The sequence below is a fragment of the Streptomyces sp. NPDC001380 genome (assembly GCF_042895785.1).
GTDB lineage: Bacteria > Actinomycetota > Actinomycetes > Streptomycetales > Streptomycetaceae > Peterkaempfera.
Genome location: NZ_JBIAWP010000020.1, coordinates 67,433 through 85,965, shown reverse-complemented (window position 1 = coordinate 85,965; position 18,533 = coordinate 67,433). Strand labels below are relative to the sequence as shown.

The following is an 18,533-nucleotide window of genomic DNA, read 5'->3' as shown; positions in this document are numbered from 1 at the left end:
CGTCGTCGCCGTCAGCCACCCTGCACCACCACCCGCCGCGTCGCCGCCCCCTGCACGGCCCGGCCCGCCCCCAGCAGCAGCACCGCCCACAGCAGCTGGAAGCCCAGCGCCCGGGCCAGCGCCCCGCCGGTACGCCGCTCCAGCAGCACGTCGCACGGGACCTGCACCATCGCCGACCACGGCAGCACCCGGGCCGCGGCGCCCAGCGCCCCCGGGAAGAGGGCGAGCGGCAGCAGCATCCCGGAGAGGAACATCCCGGTGATCCCGACCAGCGCCCGCACCCCGTCCGCGTCCAGCAGCCAGAAGCCGGTGAGGGACACCAGGTAGCGGACCGCGAAGCTGACCGTCACCGCCAGCGCCGCCGACAGCAGGAACGCCGCCCAGGTCACGGCCGCGTGCGGCAGCCGCAGCCGGTAGGCGAGCGCCCCCACCAGCAGCGGAGCGGCGCCCCGCGCCAGGAGCTGGAAGGCGGCCCGGCCCAGGTCGCCCGCCAGCCACCAGGCCTGCAGGTCCACCGGCCGGTACAGGTCGACGGCCACGTCGCCGCTGCGGATGCGGGCCTGCAGCTCGTCCTGGAAGCCGCCGCCCCACACCGCGACGGTCGCCAGCAGCGCCTGGCCGATCCAGATGTAGGTGACCGCCGCCTCCGCGCTGTAGCCGCCGAGGCCCGGCCGGGCGTGCCACAGCGCCAGGTAGGTGGAGCTGAGGATGAAGCCGAAGGCGGTGTTGGTGAACGCGCCGGCGAAGGTCGCCGCGCGGTAGGTGGCGTGGCGGCGGAACGATCCGCGGGCCACGGAGCCGTAGAGGGTGAGCAGCACGCGACCTCCATGTCGACAAGTCGACGGGCGAACGGGCCTTCCGCGCCCGGGCACGCCGAACGGCCCCGCACCCGGACACCCCGGGGGTCCCGGGAGTCGGCGCGGAGCACAGCGGCGGGCGCGCACGGCACGGCCGCACGCGCACGGTCTTCGGTTGTGCTCGCAGGGTAGCGCCCACCTCCCGCGGGCGCACCCGATTACTCCCCCTTCGACCCCCTCCGCCACCCTCCCGAGCGGCCCCCGCCACACCCCACGCCACACCCCCCGTCACAGAACCGCCACAACAGGCGCCGGGGGCGCGCCGCCCCGGCAATCGTTACCGATGATGCGAAGGTGTGAGCCTGGAGGAGCCGGACGTTCCCCCAACGGCCGCGCCCCGATGCACGACACCGAGCAGGAGCCATGAGCGAGCAGAGCAAGGGCGCCGCACGCCGCGCCCGCCGACAGGCCGCACACGAAGCGCGCCGCGCCCGGCGCACCGGCCTCAGACGCCTGCTCCCCACCTGGCGCGGCCTCCTCGCCGCCCTCCTCCTGCTCGTCCTCGTCGGCGCCGGCGCCTTCGTCCTCCTCTACCTGACCGTCGCCGTCCCCGGCGCCAACGCCCAGGCCGTCGCCCAGAGCAACGTCTACTACTACTCCGACGGGAAGACCGAACTCGGCCGCACCGGCGACGTCAACCGCGAGTCCGTCCCCCTCGACCAGATCCCCCTCGACATGCAGCACGCCGTCGTCTCCGCCGAGGACCGCAGCTTCTACAAGAACAAGGGCGTCGACGTGAAGGGCAGCCTCCGCGCCGCCCTCAAGACCGTCACCGGCCGGGGCACCCAGGGCGGCTCCACCATCACCCAGCAGTACGTCAAGAACTACTACCTCACCCAGGAGCAGACCCTCACCCGCAAGGCCAAGGAGATCCTCATCGCCCTCAAGGTCGACCAGACCGAGAGCAAGCAGCAGATCCTCGACGGCTACCTCAACACCAGCTACTTCGGCCGCAACGCCTACGGCATCCAGGCCGCCGCCCGCGCCTACTACGGCACCGACGCCGCCCGGCTCACCACCGCCCAGGGCGCCTACCTCGCCGCCCTCCTCCAGGCCCCCAGCCAGTACGACGTCCGCAACACCACCCCCGCCAACCGCCGCGCCGCCGTCGCCCGCTGGAACTACGTCCTCGACGGCATGGTCGAGGAAGGCTGGCTCACCCCCGCCCGCCGCGCCGCCATGGCCTTCCCCCAGCCCCTCGAACGCCAGCCCACCCCCGGCGTCGGCGGCCAGGCCGGCTACCTCGTCGACATCGCCCGCGACTACCTCCTGAGGAACAAGGTCGTCGACGAGGCCACCCTCCAGGCCGGCGGCTGGAAGATCACCACCACCTTCGACAAGAAGAAGCAGGACGCCTTCGCCGCCGCCGTCAAGAAGGAGCTCACCGACCAGCTCGACCCCCGGGGCCGCCCGAGGACCGACACCGACGTCCGCGTCGCCGGCGCCTCCGTCGACCCCCGCACCGGCAAGGTCGTCGCCGTCTACGGCGGACCCGACTACACCACCCAGCCCTTCAACGACGCCACCCGCCAGGACAACCCCATCGGCTCCACCTTCAAGGTCTTCGACCTCACCGCCGGCCTCGAGGGCGAGCACACCACCCAGGACGGCCGGCGCATCACCACCCAGACCTACTACGACGGCACCAGCCGCCGCCCCGTCACCGGCGGCCCCGGCCGCTACGCACCCCCCAACGAGGACGACGTCGACTACGGCACCGTCACCCTCCGCTACGCCATGATGAAGTCCGTCAACTCCGTCTACGCCCAGGAGGCCGTCGACGCCGGACTCCAGCACGTCCGCGACACCGCGATCGCCCTCGGCATCCCCTCCACCGTCGACGGCATGAACCCCGCCAACAGCTCCATGGCCCTCGGCACCGCCACCCCCAGCGCCCTCGACCTCGCCGGCGCCTACGCCACCCTCGCCGACCACGGCCGGCGCGTCACCCCCTGGTCCGTCCAGAAGCTCGAACGCGACAACACCGCCACCCCCCTCCCCGCCCACAACCCCGTCCAGGCCGTCGACCGCGGCACCGCCGACGCCGTCACCTCCGTCCTCCAGGACGTCGTCTCACCCCGCGGCACCGGCTACGCCGCCCTCGACCTCGACCGCCCCGCCGCCGGCAAGACCGGCACCACCGACGCCAACATGTCGGCCTGGTTCGCCGGCTACACCCCCCAGCTCGTCACCACCGTCGGCATCTTCCGCGAGGACGCCAGGACCCACAACCACCTCTCCCTCAACGGAACCGCCGGCCTCGCCCGCATCAACGGCGGCACCTTCCCCACCCGCATCTGGACCGCCTACATGCGCGGCGCCCTCAAGGGCACACCGGCCGCCGCGTTCGAACTCGCCCCCAGCAACGGCAACACCGGCGCCCCGCTCGTCTCCCCCACCGCCTCGCCCAGCCCGAGCCCCAGCCCCAGCAGCACCCCCTCCCCCAGCGGCACCCCCAGCGCCCCCGAGCCCTCCCGCAACCCCTCCACCGAACCCGGCAGCCCCGAGGACAGCACCCCGCCCTCCGGCCCGCCCAGCAGCGGCAGCCTCATCGGCGGCGCCCTCGGCGGCGGCGACGGCGGACCCGTCGGCGGCAGCGGCGGCGACGGCGGCTCCATCGGCGCCAACGACACCGGCGGCGGCAGCGGCGGGACACCGGGCGGCGACGGCAGCCAGAGCAGCGGCCCCGCCGTCCCCCTCACCGGCCAGTGAGCCCCGTCCGCCCGTGAGCCCCGTCTGCCCGTGAGCCGCACCCGACCGGTCCGTGGACAGCCCGGACCACGCGGCAGGCCCGCACACCCGGACCCCGCCTCCGGCCCGGACACCCGCACCCGCACCCGCACCCGCACCCGGACACACCGGCGGGCCGCCCCCTCCGCACCGGAGGAGGCGGCCCGCAGCTGCACCCGGGAACCGCACCGCCGGCACGGACCCGGACGGGGAACACCGCCACGACGGCCGCCCCGCAGACCCAGGGGCCCGGCCGGAACAGCCGCCCGCCGGAACCGCCGGAGGCCCGGGGCGGGGAACCGGCCGGAGCCCCGGGCCGGAGATACGGACCGGAGGTACGGACCGGAGTCCCGGGTCAGAGGTACAGGCCCGTGCCCCCGCCGCCGTCGCCGATCCGCTCCGCCGCCACCGCGTGGATGTCCCGCTCCCGCAGCAGCACGTACACCGTCCCCCGCACCTCCACCTCCGCGCGGTCCTCCGGATCGAACAGCACCCGGTCACCCGGCTCCACCGAGCGCACGTTCTGCCCCACCGCGACCGCCTCCGCCCAGGCGCACCGCTTCGACAGCTCCGCCGTCGCCGGGATCAGGATGCCGCCCGTCGAACGACGCTCGCCCTCCCCGCCCTCCGTGCGCACCAGCACCCGGTCGTGCAGCATCCGGATCGGCAGCTTCTCGCCGAGGTTCTCGTCCAGCCTGGTCTCACTCACACACCGAAAATACCTTCCCCCGCCCCACCCCCGACACGCGAGGGCCGGACCGGGCACCCGCCCGGTCCGGCCCTCGGCGCACAGAAGCCGCGCCCCTCCTACCGGCCCCGGCGCCGCAGCAGCACCACGGCCGCCACCGCGGCCACGGCCACCGCCGCCACCGGCAGCACCCGCTCCGGGCGCAGACCGCCCTTCTCGTCCACGAACTGCGCCCGCACCTGCTCCACACCCCGGTTCGCCGCCACGTACGCACGGCCCACCGTGCGGTCGGCGGCCGCCGCCACCCGCGCCTTCGCCTGCGCCGCCACCGTCGACGGGTGCACCCGCACCGCGATCTCGTCCAGCGTCGCCGCCAGCTGGCGGCGGGTCGCCGCGATCGACGCCTCGATCTCGGCGGCGGAACGCCCGTCCGGGCCGCCGCTCCTGCCACGCGTCCCGACCTCGCCCAAGAGGGCCACCTCACTCACCCGTGCCGTATTCGTCCGATGATGAACAGTCTGTCAGGCGCGGTCCCTCGGTGCTCAGCGGCACCCCGCCACCGGAGTACCTTTCCTGATAGCACGGCCGCATCCCACCCCGAGGAGAAATCCCCCGTGAGCGAGCGACTCCAGCCCGGCGACACCGCCCCCGCCTTCACCCTGCCCGACGCGGACGGCAAGGAGGTCTCCCTCGCCGACCACCGCGGCCGCAAGGTGATCGTCTACTTCTACCCCGCCGCCCTCACCCCCGGCTGCACCAAGCAGGCCTGCGACTTCACCGACAACCTCGAGGTGCTCGCCGGCGCCGGCTACGACGTCGTCGGCATCTCCCCCGACAAGCCGGAGAAGCTCGCCAGGTTCCGCGAGAAGGAGGACCTGAGGGTCACCCTCCTCGCCGACCCGTCCAAGGAGACCCTGACCGCCTACGGCGCCTTCGGCGAGAAGACCATGTACGGGAAGACCGTCACCGGCGTCATCCGCTCCACCGTCGTCGTCGACGAGGAGGGGAAGGTCGAACGGGCCCTCTACAACGTCCGCGCCACCGGCCACGTCGCCAAGCTCCTCAAGGACCTCGGCGTCTGAACCCCGGCCCCCGGCCCGGGATCCGGCCCCCGCGCCCGGTCCCGGGCGGGCCGGCCTCCCCGGGCGGGCCCCCGGGCAGGGCGGAGCGGTGGCGGCGGGCCCCCCGACAGGACTCTCCGCCACCGCAGGACAAGGACTGTCGCGGATTGGTATGGACCATGTCAACCGATCTTCGGCACATCCCTTCCCCCGACCCGTAACCCGGACGGCCCCTCCCTCGTTCTCCCGTACGACGGCCGACCACACGGCCGCACATGCGACGACTCACTGATGCCACGGCGGATCGGGGAGTCGCGCCGCGCCCACCCCTCTCGCCACGGCAGGGAGGGAACCCGATGGACGGTGTCTACGACCGCGACCGCCTCACCGAGGAGGTCGCCCGGTCCAGGAACTGGAACGACCTGATGCGCCGACTCGGCGTGGAGATCAGCGGAGGGCGGCGCAAGCAGCTCCAGAAGACCGTCGCCGCACACGGCATCAGCACCGATCACTTCAGGCAGCGCAGCCCGTGGACCAGGTACACCGATCAGGCGATCGCCGAGGCGGTTGCAGCATCCACCACGATGCGAGAGGTGGCGCGACGGCTCGGTGCCGTTCCGGCGAGCGGGACGATGTCCCACCTGAGGCGGCGCATCCAGGCCGCCGGCATCGACATCGGTCACTTCCCGCAGATGAACAAGGTGGTCAGCGAGCTGCCATTCACTGCGGAGGAGATCGCGGCCGCCGTCGCAGGAGGCCGCAGCATCCGCGAGGTCGCCAAGCTCCTCGGCATCACCAACGGGGACAGCAGCACCAGGGCCGCCCTCGGGCGCGCCGTCAGGCAGCTGGAGCTGGACACGTCGCACTTCTCGCACGCCCGTGTCGCGTCCGACCCGGAAGAACTGCGCAGGCTGGTGGCCGCGTCCACCAGTTTCGCCGAGGTCATGCGGAAGCTCGGGCTGGAGACGACGCCAGGGAACCATCGCAAGGTTCGCACCCGCATCCTCCGTCTGGAGCTCGACACCTCGCACTTCACCCATCGCTCCTCGGACCTCACGTCGAAGCCCCGTCCGGGAAGGGATGTGACCGACATCCTCCGGATCCGGCCCGAGGGGTCCTCCCGGATCGGCCACCTCCGGCTGCGACGGGCGATGGAGGACAGTGGGCTCGACTACCGCTGCACCCAGTGCGGCATCTCCGGCGAGTGGCAGGGTGGGCGGCTCACCCTCCAGATCGACCACGTGAACGGGAACTGGCTCGACAACAGGCTGGAGAACCTCCGCTTTCTCTGCCCCAACTGCCACTCCCAGACCGCCACCTGGTGCAACGGCAATCGGGCCCGAGGGGAAGTTCGCCTCCGGCCGTCTCATGAGGGTGCCGTGGAGAGCAAGACCCAAGTACCATGATGGAGTTCATGCGGCCGTGGCGAAATTGGCAGCCGCCCTGGCTTTAGGTGCCAGTGGATCTTGCATCCGTGAGGGTTCGAATCCCTTCGGCCGCACTCTCCTTTGAATCGAAGGCCCGCCCGGGAGAACTTCCCGGGCGGGCCTTCGGCGTCGTGTCAGCCCAGGAACTGCTTCACGACCGGGGCCAGGGCGCGGAAGGCGTGGCCCCGGTGGCTGATGGCGTTCTTCTCGGCCGGGGTCAGCTCGGCGCAGGTACGGGTGTCGCCGTGGGGCTGGAGGATCGGGTCGTAGCCGAATCCGCTGGTGCCGGAGGGGGCGGTGCGGAGGGTGCCTTCGAGACGGCCCTCGACGACGTGCTCGGTGCCGTCGGGGAGGGCGAGGGCGGCGGCGCAGGCGAAGTGGGCGCCGCGGTGGGGCGCGGCGATGTCGGAGAGCTGGGCGAGGAGCAGGTCGAGGTTGGCCTTGTCGTCGCCGTGGCGGCCGGCCCAGCGGGCGGAGAAGATGCCGGGGGCGCCGCCGAGGACGTCGACGCAGAGGCCGGAGTCGTCGGCGACGGCGGGGTGGCCGGTGGCCCGGGCGAGGGCGTGGGCCTTGAGCAGGGCGTTCTCGGCGAAGGTGACGCCGGTCTCGCGGACGTCGGGGATGTCGGGGTAGGCGTCGGCGCCGACGAGTTCGACGTCCAGTCCGGCCTCGGTGAGGATGGCGTGGAGTTCGGTGACCTTGTGCCGGTTGCGGGTGGCGAGGACGAGGCGCTGGGTGCTCATGGGGTCCGATTATCCCCGGGTGGGGCTGCGGGGCGGGCACCCGGCGGGCATCCGACGGGTGCGGGTGGGCGGTGCGGACCGGGCCGGGGGCCGCGCGGGCGCGCCCGCCGGTCCGGGCGGGTCCGGGTCCGGCGGGCGCGTGCGGCGGGGCGGGGTGCGGGTCAGCCTTCGAGGGCCTTGCGCTGGATGTGGTCGAGTTCGGCGCAGCCGAGGGTGCCGAGGTCGAGGAGCTGGTCGAGGAGGGCGCGGTCGAAGGGGGCGCCTTCGGCGGTGCCCTGGACCTCGATGAAGCGGCCGTCGCCGGTGCAGACGATGTTCATGTCGGTCTCTGCGCGGACGTCCTCCTCGTAGCAGAGGTCGAGCATGGGGGTGCCGTCGATGATGCCGACGCTGACGGCGCTGACGGTGCCGGTGAGGGGCTGGCCCTTGGCGCGGAGGATCTTCTTCTCGCGGGCCCAGGTGAGGGCGTCGGCGAGGGCGACGTAGGCGCCGGTGATGGCGGCGGTGCGGGTGCCGCCGTCGGCCTGGAGGACGTCGCAGTCGAGGACGACGGTGTTCTCGGCGAGGGCGCGGTGGTCGATGACGGCGCGGAGCGAGCGGCCGATGAGGCGGCTGATCTCGTGGGTGCGGCCGCCGATCTTGCCGCGGACGGATTCGCGGTCGCCGCGGGTGTTGGTGGCGCGGGGGAGCATGGAGTACTCGGCGGTGACCCAGCCTTCGCCGCTGCCCCTGCGCCAGCGGGGGACGCCTTCGGTGACGCTGGCGGTGCAGAGGACGCGGGTGTCGCCGAAGGAGACGAGGACGGAGCCTTCGGCGTGCTTGCTCCAGCCGCGTTCGATGGTGACGGGGCGGAGCTGGTCGGGGGTGCGGCCGTCGATGCGTGACATAGCGGCCGAGCCTAGTCGAGCGGTGGCGGGGGTGCGGTGCGGCGGGGCGCGCGGGGGTGCGGCGTGCGGGCGTGCCGGGTTGCGTGCTGGCGGGGAGGGCGTGGCCGCGGGTGGTCGCGCCTGGGGGTGCTGCCGGTCCGGGGCGGTCCGGTCGGGGCGCTCGGTCCGGTTGGGGCGGCGGAGGGTGCGGCCGGGGCGGCCGACGGGTCAGCCGAGGTGGTAGACGGCGCCGGAGCGGGCGGCTTCGACGGGGCCGGGGTAGGCGGCGCGGGCGTCGGCGAGGTTGCGCCCGGTGTCGGTCCACGGGGGGATGTGGGTGAGGACGAGGCGGCGGGCGCCTGCTGCGGCGGCGGTCTCGCCGGCCTGGCGGCCGTTGAGGTGGAGGTCGGGGATGTCCTCGAGGCCGTGGGTGAAGGAGGCCTCGCAGAGGAGGAGGTCGGCGTCGCGGGCGAGGGTGGTGAGTTCGGGGCAGGGGCCGGTGTCGCCGGAGTAGGCGAGGACGTGTCCGCCGTGTTCGATGCGGAAGCCGTAGGCCTCGACGGGGTGGGCGACGGGGGCGGCGGTGATGCGGAGGGGGCCGAGGGTGAAGGTGCCGGAGGTGAGGGTGTGGAAGTCGAAGACCTCCTTCATGCCGGGCTGCTCGTCCATGTCGTAGGCGCGGGCGAGGCGTTCGGCGGTGCCCTGGGGCCCGTGGACGGGCAGGGGGTCGGGGCAGCCGCCGACGCGGTAGTTGCGGGCGACCCAGTAGGCGCACATGTCGATGCAGTGGTCGGCGTGGAGGTGGCTGAGGAGGACGGCGTCGACGTCGTAGAGGCCGCAGTGGCGCTGGAGGGCGCCGAGGGCCCCGTTGCCGAGGTCGATGACGAGGCGGTAGCCGTCGGCCTCGACGAGGTAGCAGGAGCAGGGGGAGTCGGGTGACGGGAAGCTTCCCGAGCACCCCACGACGGTCAGGTCCATGCCGCGCCCCTCCGCACCGGCTCGTACCGGCCGGGCCGGCCGGTGATGCTGCTTTCGCGAGTCGGTGTCGAGCGTAAGGGCGTGGCGGCACCCGGTCCCCTTGTGCGTGCCGCGTTGTGTCGGGAATCACCAGGACGAGGGGCGGCCGGGGGGCGGGTGCCGGCTCCTCGGGGGGTGGGGCCGGGGTGCTCCGCGCGGGGGTCGCCGAGGGGGTGCCGGGGCGGCGTGAGGGGCGCCGGGGCGGCGGGGGCCCCGCTGCGAGGGGCGGGACGGCGCGGGCCCCCGCCGGTGGTCGGCGGGGGCCCGGGGGGTGCGTGGCGGGGCCGGGGTCAGGCCCAGAGCTGGCCCTGGAGGGCCTGGACGGCCTCCTCGGTGGTGGCGGCGGTGTAGATGCCGGTGGAGAGGTACTTCCAGCCGCCGTCGCAGACGGTGAAGACGATGTCGGCGCGTTCGCCGGCGCGGGCGGCCTTGCGGCCGGCGCCGATGGCGGCGTGGAGGATGGCCCCGGTGGAGACGCCGGCGAAGATGCCCTCGAGCTGGAGGAGTTCGCGGGTGCGGGTGACGGCGTCCTCGGAGCCGACGCTGAAGCGGGTGGTGAGGACGTCGGCGTCGTAGAGCTCGGGGACGAAGCCCTCGTCGAGGTTGCGCAGGCCGTAGACGAGGTCGTCGTAGCGGGGTTCGGCGGCGACGATCCGGATGCCGGGGACCTTCTCGCGCAGGTAGCGGCCGACGCCCATGAGGGTGCCGGTGGTGCCGAGGCCGGCGACGAAGTGGGTGACGGTGGGGAGGTCGGCGAGGATCTCGGGGCCGGTGGTGGCGTAGTGGGCGCCGGCGTTGTCGGGGTTGCCGTACTGGTAGAGCATGACCCAGTCGGGGTGCTCGGCGGCGATCTCCTTGGCGACGCGGACGGCGGTGTTGGAGCCGCCGGCGGCCGGGGAGGGGATGATCTCGGCGCCCCACATGGTGAGGAGTTCCCGGCGTTCGCGGCTGGTGTTCTCGGGCATGACGCAGACCATGCGGTAGCCCTTGAGCCTGGCGGCCATGGCGAGGGAGATGCCGGTGTTGCCGCTGGTGGGCTCGAGGATGGTGCAGCCGGGGGTGAGGCGGCCGTCGGCCTCGGCCTGTTCGATCATGTGGAGGGCGGGCCGGTCCTTGATGGAGCCGGTGGGGTTGCGGTCCTCCAGCTTGGCCCAGAGCCGCACGTCCCCGGAGTCGTTGCCGGGGACGGCGGCGGAGATCCTCGGGAGGCCGACGAGGGGGGTGTTGCCGACGGCGTCGAGGGGGGTGTCGTAGCGCATCAGCGCGCGCCGCCGGCGACGGCGGGGAGGATGGTGACGCTGTCGCCGTCCGCGAGGCCGGTGGAGATGCCGTCGAGGAAGCGGACGTCCTCGTCGTTGAGGTAGACGTTGACGAACCGGCGCAGCTCGCCGCCGTCGACGAGGCGGTCGCGGAGGCCGGGGTGGCGGGCGTCCAGGTCGGCGAAGAGGGCGTCCAGGGTCGCTCCGCTGCCCTCGACGGCCTTCTGCCCGTCGGTGTAGGTGCGGAGGATCGTCGGGATGCGGACCTCGATGGCCATGGCTGCGCTCCTGGTGGGTGGCGGGCGCCGCGGTGGGCGCGGGCGTGGGTGCGGGCGGGGGCCCGGGGCGGGTGCGCCCCGGCGGCGGGCGCGGGTGTGCCGCGGTCAGCCTGCGTCGGGGCGACAGGCGCCGGAGGCGAGGCGGCACAGGTCGATGTGCAGCCGCGCCACGAGGCGGGTGCCCGGGTCCTTGGTGCTCACATCGACGGAACGCATGTGCCCATCGTATCGATTCCCGGACTGCGGACGGGATGTCCGTCCCGACGGGTGGACGGCGGCGTCCCGCATGCCGGTACGCGGGACCGGGCCGGGGGTCCGGCCGGGGGCCGCCGGCGGGCGGGCGGCGGCCGGTCGCGGGCAGGCCGCGGACCGGGCTCGGGCCGGCCGCGGACCGGGTGCGGGCAGGCCGCGGACCGGGCGCGGACCGGGTCAGCCGCGGGGGGCGTCGACGACCTCGACGTCCTCCTCGGTGACCACGCCGTCCACGATGCGGAACGAGCGGAACTGGAAGGGCCCCTCGCCGTTGCCGCAGTCGGCGGTGGAGACGAGGACGTAGTGGGCGCCGGGCTCGGAGGCGTAGGAGACGTCGGTGCGGGAGGGGTAGGCCTCGGTGGCGGTGTGGGAGTGGTAGATCACGACGGGCTCCTCGTCGCGGTCGTCCATGTCCCGGTAGAGCTTGAGGAGGTCGGCGGAGTCGAACTCGTAGAACGTGGGCGAGCGGGCGGCGTTGAGCATGGGGACGAACCGCTCGGGGCGGTCGCTGCCGGCGGGTCCGGCGACGACGCCGCAGGCCTCGTCGGGGTGGTCGGCGCGGGCGTGGGCGACGATCGCGTCGTGGAGCTCACGGGTGATGGTCAGCATGCGGGCCAGGATATGCGGGGCCCGGCGTGCCGGGCCCTCCCGTCCCGGGCGGGGGCGGGAGGGCCGGCGGCGGGGGTGCCGTGGGTTCCGGGGGGGCCGTGGGTTCCGGGGCCGTTCAGGCGTCGGCGGACGCGGGCTCGGCGGTCCCGGCCGCGGCTGCGGCGGGGGCGGGCACCGGGGCGGGGGCGGCGACGGCGGCCGGGTTGCGGCGGCGCAGCACGGCGTATCCGGCGGTCAGCAGCAGCGCCCAGACGGGGAAGACGTAGAGCGAGACGCGGGCGTCGGCGTCGAGGGCGATGAGGACGGTGACGAAGGCGAGGAAGGCGAGGGCCACCCAGCTGGTCCAGGGGGCGCCGGGGGCGCGGAAGGCGGGGGCGGGGAGGCGTCCGGCGCGGTGGGCGGCGTGGTAGCGGATCTGGCTGAGGAGGATGACGGCCCAGGTCCAGATGCCGGCGACGGTGGCGACGGAGGTGACGTAGGTGAAGGCCTTGGCGGGGGCGGTGTAGTTGAGGACGACGCCGACGCCCATGAGCAGGGCGGAGACGGTGATGGCGGCGGCGGGGGTGCGCCGGTTGTTGAGGCGGGTGACGGCGCCGGGTGCCTGGCCGCGGAGGGCGAGGTCGCGGAGCATGCGTCCGGTGGAGTACATGCCGGAGTTGCAGGAGGAGAGGGCTGCGGTCAGGACGACGAAGTTGACGATGCCGCCGGCGGCGGGGATGCCGATGCGGCTGAAGGCGGCGACGAAGGGGGAGGCGCCGGGCTGGAACTCGCTCCAGGTCACGAGGGAGAGGATGACGAGGAGGGCGCCGACGTAGAAGACGCCGATGCGCACGGGGAGGGTGTTGATGGCGCGCGGGAGGGTCTTCTCGGGGTTCTCGCTCTCGCCTGCGGTGACGCCGACGAGTTCGACGCCGAGGTAGGCGAACATGACGATCTGGAGGGTCGTCAGGGTGGAGCCGACGCCGTTGGGGAAGAGGCCGCCGTCGGCCCAGAGGTGGGTGGCGGAGGCGGTGTCGGCGGCGTCGCTGAAGCCGAGGGTGAGGACGCCGACGCCGATCAGGATCATGCCGATGATGGCGGCGACCTTGATCAGGGAGAACCAGAACTCGATCTCGCCGAAGAGCTTCACCGAGATGAGGTTGGCGGTGCAGAGGACGACGAGGAAGAGCAGGGCGCTGGCCCACTGGGGGATCGAGGGCGCCCAGTAGTGGATGTAGACGGCGGCGGCGGTCACCTCGGCCATGCCGGTGACGACCCACATGAGCCAGTAGGTCCAGCCGGTGACGAAGCCGGCGAAGGGGCCCAGGAACTCGCGGGCGTACTCGGCGAAGGAGCCGGAGACGGGGCGGTAGGTGAGCAGTTCGCCCAGGGCCCTCATGATGCAGAAGACGACTGCTCCGGCGACCGCGTAGGAGAGCACCAGGCTGGGGCCGGCCTTGTGGATGGCGGTGCCGGCGCCGAGGAAGAGGCCGGTGCCGATGGCGCCGCCGATGGCGATCATCTGGATCTGCCGGCTGCCGAGTCCGCGCTCGTATCCCTCGTCGGGGTTCTGTCCTGCCATGGGTGGTGCGACCTTTCATCCGCTGCCCGGACGGGGTCCCGGCCCGGGAGTGATCATGCAGTCGTATCACCGGGCGCCCGGATGCCGGTACGGATCTGATCGCGATTTGAGCATCCGAAGGGATGGTTCATCCCTTTGCATGGCGGTTTGCGCCCGCCGGGAGTCCACCATGCGGACAGGCCGGATGCGGACAGGCCGGGTGGGAGCGGGGTGCGCGCGGGCGGCGGTCCGGCGGGTGGGGCGCACGGGGGCGGGGCGCACGCGGGGCCGGACACGGGGCGGCGGACGGCGGGGGCGGCGGTCCCGGAGGCCTGCGCCCGGCCGGGCGCGGGGCGGGCGGGGCGTCGCGGGCGGCGGGCGGGCAGGCAGGCAGGCGGAAGCGCGGACGGGCCGGCGGAAGCGCGTGCGGGCCGGCCCGGGCCGAGCCGGGTCAGGCGGTGAGTGCCTCGACGAGGGACTCCTGCATGGCGCCCAGCCACAGGTACGCCATGACCAGCGGCTTGACCGGGTCGTCGTCGGACAGCCGGTAGAGCCGCTCGTCCTCGGCGTCGTCGGTGACCTCCAGGCGGGCGCCGAGGGTGAGGCGCAGGTCGTTGAGGGCGCCGAGCCAGCGGCGGCACTGCTCGGCGTCGAGGCGCAGGACGCCGCCCCTGCCCCCGGCGGTGGCGGCGGAGAAGCCGTCGAGGGAGCGGACGACGGCGAGGGCGTCGTCGCGCTTGCGGGCGCGCAGGTCGGGTTCGGTGTAGCGGCGGAACTCGGCGGCGGCGGCCCGCTGCTCGTCGTCGGGCTCGGCGCCGGGCGTGCCGTAGGCGTCGGGGAAGAGGCGGGCGAGCGCCGGGTCGTCGGGCGGGGTGGTGGGGCCCTCGGCGAAGAGGGCGGCCAGCGGGTCGGCGTCGGGCCCGTCGGCGGGTCCGGGGCCGATGAGCTCCAGCATCTGCACGGCGAGGCTGCGGAGGATGGAGACCTCCACCTCGTCGAGCGCGATCGCCGCGCCGCCGCCGGGGGTCGTCTCGAACAGTCCTGCCATCAGGCCTCAGGGCGCCCTTCGTGTTGCGTCTCGCGTCGTCTTCCGGTCCCGCGCGCGGGTGCCGGGACCGGTGGTGGGCGGCCGGGGCCGCCGCGCCCGCCACGGGCGGGGCCGGGACCGCCGCCGGTCGTGGCCCGCAGGCCGTGGCCGGGCAGGCCGCGGCCGCACAGGGCCCGCGCGTCGCGCTCCGCCTCCTCGCGGGTGCCGCCGGGGACGGCGGTCCGGCCCCTCCGGCACGGGCGTCGGGTGTGAGCGCGCGGACCTTCTCCACGGGGTGGCCGAAGCACGTCTGGAGGACGCGGACGACGCCGCCCGTGAGGCCGACGGGGTCATTATGGACGATTGTGCCCCATGGCAGGTCCGGCTTCGCCACCCCGCATGCGCCCGGACCGGGCCCCGGGCGCCGGATCCCCGGCCTCTTCACCGCCCGACCGCCCGGACCGCCCGGACCGCCCGGACCGCCGGGTCACCCGACCGCCGGAGCGCTCGCCGGGCAGGCGCCGGTCAGCGCCCGAAGCCCACGGGCAGCGGGGTGCGCAGCGAGCCGTCGGCCGCCATGGCGTCGGTGACGAGCGGGGCGAGCGGCCGGACGCCCAGCGTGCCCAGGACGAAGTCGGCGGTGAGCGCCCAGACGTCCGGTGCCCGGCCGAGCATCAGGTGGCCGGCCCCGCCCACCTCCAGCCGGCAGAGGTCGGGGGTCGCCTTCCGGGCCCGCTCGGCATAGGCCAGCGACAGCTCGGGAGCGGCCTCGCTGCGGTCCCGGTCCCCGTGGAGGATCAGCACCCTGCGGCCCGCCAGCTGGTCGACCGGGTCGCCGTCCGGAAGCCACGGCGCGACCCCGGCGACGCTCACCACCAGCGGGTGCCCGGCCGCCCAGAACGCGGCCCGGCCGCCGAGCGAGTTGCCGACCAGTGCCACCGGGACGTCGCCGTAGCGCCGCCGGACCTCCTCCAGCGCCCACTGCGTGTCGGCGGCCGTGTGCGCCTCGGCGCCGTTCCAGCCCCGGTACCGGTACCTGAGCACGTGCGCGGCGACGCCCGCGGGTCCGCCGACCGCGTTCAGCCGCTCCAGCAGCGGGCGCAGCCCCCATGCGGCGATCCGCAGCGGCCGGCGCGTGCTGGCGACCGAGCCCCCGGGCAGGGCCAGGGCGACGGCCCTGACGGCGCCGTCGCCCTGACGCGGGGTCAGTGCGGGCTCGCGCGTGGTCGGCATCCCGGTCCTCCGGCTCGTTCGGGGGGTGGTCGACGCGTCCGTGCTTCCCCGTGGGGCGGGAGGGTAATCCGCGAGGCGGAGGGAGGTGCGTCACGCGCGGGAGGCGGCGGCGGACGGGTCGGCCCGCAGGCCGGGCCCGGCCGGTTCGGCCGGGCCCGGCGGTCACCGGTCGTGCTGCAGCGTGGCCCACAGGCCGTAGCCGTGCATGGCCTGGACGTCGCGTTCCATCTCCTCGCGGCTGCCGCTGGAGACGACGGCCCGGCCCTTGTGGTGCACGTCGAGCATGAGCTCGCGGGCCTTCTCCTTGGGGTAGCCGAAGTACGACTGGAAGACGTACACGACGTAGCTCATGAGGTTGACGGGGTCGTTGTGCACGATCGTCACCCAGGGGGTGTCGGGCTCCGGGACCGCGGCGGAGGCCGACTCCGACTCGGTGCGCTCGATCTCGACCGGCGCGACGCTCACGACTGCGTCCCCTTCGCTGCTTGCACGCGCACCCGCACTCGGGCGCGTCCCCACAGGGACCATGCTGCCATCCGGGCGCCCCCGTTGCGATCCCGGCCCTCGCCCGGGGCGCGTCCGGCGCGGGTCCGGGGCGCGTCCGGCCCGCGACGGGGCGCCCCTCCCGTGCTCCCCCGCACGTCCGGCGCGCTCCCGGTGTGCCAGGGAACACCGCACCCCCTAAATCGTCAAAGTGACGCTAAGGGGGTAGCATCCCCGGTATGGACGTCACGGACGCATCCGGCGCCGACCGCGCCCCCGGCGCACCCTCCACGGCGCTGCTCACCGACCACTACGAGCTCACCATGCTGCAGGCCGCGCTCCGCAGCGGCGCCGCGCACCGGCGCTCGGTGTTCGAGGTCTTCACCCGCCGCCTGCCCGAGGGCCGCCGGTACGGCGTCGTCGCGGGCACCGGCCGGGTGCTCGACGCCGTGGAGTCCTTCCGGTTCGACGGCGCGCGGCTGGACTGGCTGTCGGACAACGGCGTGGTGGACGAGGCGACCCTGCGCTGGCTGGCCGACTACCGGTTCCGGGGCGACATCAGCGGCTACCCGGAGGGCGAGGTGTACTTCCCGGGGTCGCCGGTCCTCACCGTCGAGGGCAGCTTCGCCGAGGCGGTGGTGCTGGAGACGGTGGTGCTGTCGATCCTCAACCACGACTCGGCGGTGGCGGCCGCGGCCTCCCGGATGACGGCGGCGGCCGGGGACCGGCCGTGCGTCGAAATGGGGGCGCGCCGCACCCACGAGCGGTCCGCGACGGCGGCCGCCCGCGCCGCGTACGTGGCCGGGTTCGGCTCCACCTCCGACCTGGAGGCGGGCTTCCGGTACGGGATCCCCACGGTCGGGACCAGCGCGCACGCCTTCACGCTGCTGCACGACACCGAGCGGGACGCCTTCACCGCCCAGGTCGCCTCCATGGGCCGCGGCACGACGCTGCTCGTGGACACCTACGATCTGGAGGAGGCGGTGCGCACGGCCGTGGAGGTCGCCGGGCCGGAGCTGGGCGCGGTGCGGATCGACTCCGGCGACCTGCTGCTGCTCGCGCACCGGGTGCGCCGCCAGCTGGACGAGCTGGGCGCGACGAAGACGCGGATCCTGGTCACCTCGGACCTGGACGAGTACGCGATCGCGGCCCTGGCGGCGGCGCCGGTGGACGCCTACGGGGTCGGGACCTCGCTGGTCACCGGCAGCGGGCACCCGACGTGCGCGATGGTCTACAAGCTGGTGGCGCGGGCGTCGGGGACCGGCCCGGACGCGCCGCTGGTGCCGGTGGCCAAGCGGTCGGCGGGCGGCAAGACGAGCCGCGGCGGGCGCAAGTGGGCGGCGCGGCGGCTGGACGCGGACGGCGTGGCCGAGGCCGAGGTGGTCGGCACCGGCCCGGTGCCGGCGGCGCTGGCGGACCGGCTGCTGCAGGTGCCGCTGGTGCGCGGCGGCGAGGTGGTCGGGCGGGAGCCGCTGGCCGCCGCGCGGGCCCGGCACGCAGCGGCGCGGGCGGGGCTGCCGCTGTCGGCGACGCAGCTGTCGCGGGGCGAGCCGGTGCTGGTGACGGAGACGGCGGCGGCCCCGGGGGCGGGCACCGCAGGGGGGTGACGGCCGGGGCCGGTGGGCGGGCCGGTCAGCGGGCCGGCCGGGGTCGCCCGCGACGGCAGGGCCCGGCCCCGGCGCCGCGGAGGGCGGGCGGCGCGGGGCGCGGGACCGGTACGGGCGGCGCGGGGCGCGGGGCGCGGCGCCCGGGGCCCCCTCCCGCAGGCCGCCCGCGCTCCCTAGGCTCTACCTCATCAGGCCGCGGGACCGCCCCCGGTCCGCCGGCTCCGTCTGGTAAGCGAGGACCCATGCATCGGGCACTGATCGTCGTCGACGTGCAGAACGACTTCTGCGAGGGCGGCAGCCTGGCCGTCCCGGGCGGGTCCGAGGTGGCCGCGGCGATCACCGACCTGGTCGCCGAGAGCGCGAGCGCGGCGGGCTACGCGCACGTCGTGGCCACCCGGGACAACCACCTGGACCCCGGCGACCACTTCTCCGACCACCCGGACTTCGTGCACAGCTGGCCGGTCCACTGCGTGGCGGGCACCGAGGGGGTGGGCTTCCACCCGAACTTCGCGCCCGCCGTGATCTCCGGCGCGGTCGAGGCCGTCTTCGACAAGGGCGCCCGCGCGGCGGCGTACAGCGGCTTCGAGGGCCGGGACGAGAACGGCGTGCCCCTGGCGGTCTGGCTGCGCTCGCGCGGCGTGGAGGAGGTGGACGTGGTGGGCATCGCCACGGACCACTGCGTGCGGGCCACGGCGCTGGACGCCGCCCGGGAGGGGTTCCGCACCCGGGTGCTGCTGGACCTGACGGCGGGCGTGGCGGCGGGGACCACGGAGCGGGCGCTGGAGCAGCTGCGCGCCGCAGGCGTCGCCCTCAGCGGCACCCCGGTGGTGGCCGCCGGCTGAGCCCGGACGGGCGG

At 74.8% G+C, this 18,533-nt stretch carries 19 protein-coding genes and 1 tRNA gene; 6 read left to right on the top strand and 14 right to left on the bottom strand.

What is annotated here, in order from left to right; genetic code table 11:
* Positions 1-11: 11 nt before the first annotated feature.
* Complete coding sequence (locus ACFY07_RS22540) at positions 12-815, bottom strand: ABC transporter permease (protein ID WP_390871074.1); 804 nt, start codon at positions 813-815, stop codon at positions 12-14.
* A 405-nt stretch (positions 816-1,220) separates the two neighbouring features.
* Between ACFY07_RS22540 and ACFY07_RS22535 the strand changes: the two genes are divergently transcribed.
* A complete protein-coding gene (locus ACFY07_RS22535; RefSeq protein ID WP_390871007.1) occupies positions 1,221-3,569 on the top strand; it encodes a transglycosylase domain-containing protein in 2,349 nt (782 codons plus the stop codon).
* Between the two features lie 373 nt (positions 3,570-3,942).
* Here ACFY07_RS22535 and ACFY07_RS22530 read toward each other — a convergent pair whose 3' ends face one another.
* On the bottom strand, positions 3,943-4,245 hold the full coding sequence (locus ACFY07_RS22530; RefSeq protein WP_374228257.1) for a co-chaperone GroES: 303 nt from the start codon (positions 4,243-4,245) through the stop codon (positions 3,943-3,945).
* Positions 4,246-4,394: 149 nt separating this feature from the next.
* Positions 4,395-4,745, bottom strand: a complete 351-nt coding sequence (locus ACFY07_RS22525; RefSeq protein WP_230747183.1) for a DUF3618 domain-containing protein — start codon at positions 4,743-4,745, stop codon at positions 4,395-4,397.
* A 144-nt stretch (positions 4,746-4,889) separates the two neighbouring features.
* Here ACFY07_RS22525 and bcp point away from each other — a divergent pair, with 144 nt between their 5' ends.
* The 3 genes from bcp (at position 4,890) to ACFY07_RS22510 (ending at position 6,837) form a co-directional block, all read left to right on the top strand.
* Complete coding sequence (gene bcp / locus ACFY07_RS22520; RefSeq protein WP_390871005.1) at positions 4,890-5,357, top strand: thioredoxin-dependent thiol peroxidase; 468 nt, start codon at positions 4,890-4,892, stop codon at positions 5,355-5,357.
* A 335-nt stretch (positions 5,358-5,692) separates the two neighbouring features.
* On the top strand, positions 5,693-6,742 hold the full coding sequence (locus ACFY07_RS22515; RefSeq protein ID WP_390871003.1) for an HNH endonuclease: 1,050 nt from the start codon (positions 5,693-5,695) through the stop codon (positions 6,740-6,742).
* Between the two features lie 10 nt (positions 6,743-6,752).
* A tRNA-Leu gene (locus ACFY07_RS22510) sits at positions 6,753-6,837 on the top strand.
* A 60-nt stretch (positions 6,838-6,897) separates the two neighbouring features.
* On the opposite strand, the gene rdgB is transcribed toward ACFY07_RS22510, so the two are convergent.
* From rdgB to clpS, 11 genes are all read right to left on the bottom strand, one after another.
* Complete coding sequence (gene rdgB / locus ACFY07_RS22505) at positions 6,898-7,506, bottom strand: RdgB/HAM1 family non-canonical purine NTP pyrophosphatase (RefSeq protein ID WP_390871001.1); 609 nt, start codon at positions 7,504-7,506, stop codon at positions 6,898-6,900.
* Between the two features lie 161 nt (positions 7,507-7,667).
* A complete protein-coding gene (rph, locus tag ACFY07_RS22500; protein WP_230747191.1) occupies positions 7,668-8,393 on the bottom strand; it encodes a ribonuclease PH in 726 nt (241 codons plus the stop codon).
* 207 nt (positions 8,394-8,600) lie between these two features.
* Positions 8,601-9,350, bottom strand: coding sequence for an MBL fold metallo-hydrolase (locus tag ACFY07_RS22495; protein ID WP_390870999.1), 750 nt, complete (start codon positions 9,348-9,350; stop codon positions 8,601-8,603).
* Positions 9,351-9,679: 329 nt separating this feature from the next.
* Positions 9,680-10,648, bottom strand: coding sequence for a PLP-dependent cysteine synthase family protein (locus ACFY07_RS22490; protein WP_230747205.1), 969 nt, complete (start codon positions 10,646-10,648; stop codon positions 9,680-9,682).
* Positions 10,648-10,926 carry a MoaD/ThiS family protein gene (locus tag ACFY07_RS22485; protein ID WP_230747206.1) on the bottom strand — a complete coding sequence of 93 codons (279 nt, stop codon included), beginning with the start codon at positions 10,924-10,926 and terminating at the stop codon, positions 10,648-10,650. Before ACFY07_RS22485 ends, ACFY07_RS22490 begins: the two co-directional genes overlap by 1 nt.
* Positions 10,927-11,031: 105 nt before the next feature.
* Positions 11,032-11,142, bottom strand: coding sequence for a putative leader peptide (locus tag ACFY07_RS22480; protein ID WP_390870996.1), 111 nt, complete (start codon positions 11,140-11,142; stop codon positions 11,032-11,034).
* A 213-nt stretch (positions 11,143-11,355) separates the two neighbouring features.
* Positions 11,356-11,787, bottom strand: a complete 432-nt coding sequence (locus tag ACFY07_RS22475; protein ID WP_230747210.1) for a Mov34/MPN/PAD-1 family protein — start codon at positions 11,785-11,787, stop codon at positions 11,356-11,358.
* A gap of 115 nt (positions 11,788-11,902) precedes the next feature.
* Positions 11,903-13,348 carry an amino acid permease gene (locus tag ACFY07_RS22470; protein ID WP_390870993.1) on the bottom strand — a complete coding sequence of 482 codons (1,446 nt, stop codon included), beginning with the start codon at positions 13,346-13,348 and terminating at the stop codon, positions 11,903-11,905.
* Between the two features lie 430 nt (positions 13,349-13,778).
* The gene (locus ACFY07_RS22465) at positions 13,779-14,375 is read right to left on the bottom strand and encodes a DUF2017 domain-containing protein (protein WP_390870991.1); all 597 of its coding nucleotides are present in this window, start codon (positions 14,373-14,375) and stop codon (positions 13,779-13,781) included.
* A 504-nt stretch (positions 14,376-14,879) separates the two neighbouring features.
* A complete protein-coding gene (locus tag ACFY07_RS22460) occupies positions 14,880-15,587 on the bottom strand; it encodes an alpha/beta hydrolase (RefSeq protein ID WP_390870988.1) in 708 nt (235 codons plus the stop codon).
* Between the two features lie 162 nt (positions 15,588-15,749).
* Positions 15,750-16,115 carry an ATP-dependent Clp protease adapter ClpS gene (gene clpS / locus ACFY07_RS22455; RefSeq protein ID WP_230745689.1) on the bottom strand — a complete coding sequence of 122 codons (366 nt, stop codon included), beginning with the start codon at positions 16,113-16,115 and terminating at the stop codon, positions 15,750-15,752.
* A 194-nt stretch (positions 16,116-16,309) separates the two neighbouring features.
* On the opposite strand from clpS, the gene ACFY07_RS22450 reads away from it, so the two are divergent.
* Entirely contained in the window at positions 16,310-17,677 is a 1,368-nt protein-coding gene (locus ACFY07_RS22450) for a nicotinate phosphoribosyltransferase (RefSeq protein WP_390870986.1), read from the top strand.
* 242 nt (positions 17,678-17,919) lie between these two features.
* On the top strand, positions 17,920-18,519 hold the full coding sequence (locus ACFY07_RS22445) for an isochorismatase family protein (protein ID WP_230745685.1): 600 nt from the start codon (positions 17,920-17,922) through the stop codon (positions 18,517-18,519).
* Positions 18,520-18,533: the final 14 nt, after the last annotated feature.

Coding starts and splice junctions, on each gene's coding strand:
- ACFY07_RS22535 (WP_390871007.1), top strand. CDS start 1,221: ATGAGCGAGCAGAGCAAGGGCGCCGCACGCCGCGCCCGCCGACAGGCC.
- ACFY07_RS22530 (WP_374228257.1), bottom strand. CDS start 4,245: ATGCTGCACGACCGGGTGCTGGTGCGCACGGAGGGCGGGGAGGGCGAG.
- ACFY07_RS22515 (WP_390871003.1), top strand. CDS start 5,693: ATGGACGGTGTCTACGACCGCGACCGCCTCACCGAGGAGGTCGCCCGG.
- rdgB (WP_390871001.1), bottom strand. CDS start 7,506: ATGAGCACCCAGCGCCTCGTCCTCGCCACCCGCAACCGGCACAAGGTC.
- rph (WP_230747191.1), bottom strand. CDS start 8,393: ATGTCACGCATCGACGGCCGCACCCCCGACCAGCTCCGCCCCGTCACC.
- ACFY07_RS22495 (WP_390870999.1), bottom strand. CDS start 9,350: ATGGACCTGACCGTCGTGGGGTGCTCGGGAAGCTTCCCGTCACCCGAC.
- ACFY07_RS22490 (WP_230747205.1), bottom strand. CDS start 10,648: ATGCGCTACGACACCCCCCTCGACGCCGTCGGCAACACCCCCCTCGTC.
- ACFY07_RS22485 (WP_230747206.1), bottom strand. CDS start 10,926: ATGGCCATCGAGGTCCGCATCCCGACGATCCTCCGCACCTACACCGAC.
- ACFY07_RS22480 (WP_390870996.1), bottom strand. CDS start 11,142: ATGCGTTCCGTCGATGTGAGCACCAAGGACCCGGGCACCCGCCTCGTG.
- ACFY07_RS22475 (WP_230747210.1), bottom strand. CDS start 11,787: ATGCTGACCATCACCCGTGAGCTCCACGACGCGATCGTCGCCCACGCC.
- ACFY07_RS22470 (WP_390870993.1), bottom strand. CDS start 13,348: ATGGCAGGACAGAACCCCGACGAGGGATACGAGCGCGGACTCGGCAGC.
- ACFY07_RS22465 (WP_390870991.1), bottom strand. CDS start 14,375: ATGGCAGGACTGTTCGAGACGACCCCCGGCGGCGGCGCGGCGATCGCG.
- ACFY07_RS22460 (WP_390870988.1), bottom strand. CDS start 15,587: ATGCCGACCACGCGCGAGCCCGCACTGACCCCGCGTCAGGGCGACGGC.
- clpS (WP_230745689.1), bottom strand. CDS start 16,115: ATGGTCCCTGTGGGGACGCGCCCGAGTGCGGGTGCGCGTGCAAGCAGC.
- ACFY07_RS22450 (WP_390870986.1), top strand. CDS start 16,310: ATGGACGTCACGGACGCATCCGGCGCCGACCGCGCCCCCGGCGCACCC.
- ACFY07_RS22445 (WP_230745685.1), top strand. CDS start 17,920: ATGCATCGGGCACTGATCGTCGTCGACGTGCAGAACGACTTCTGCGAG.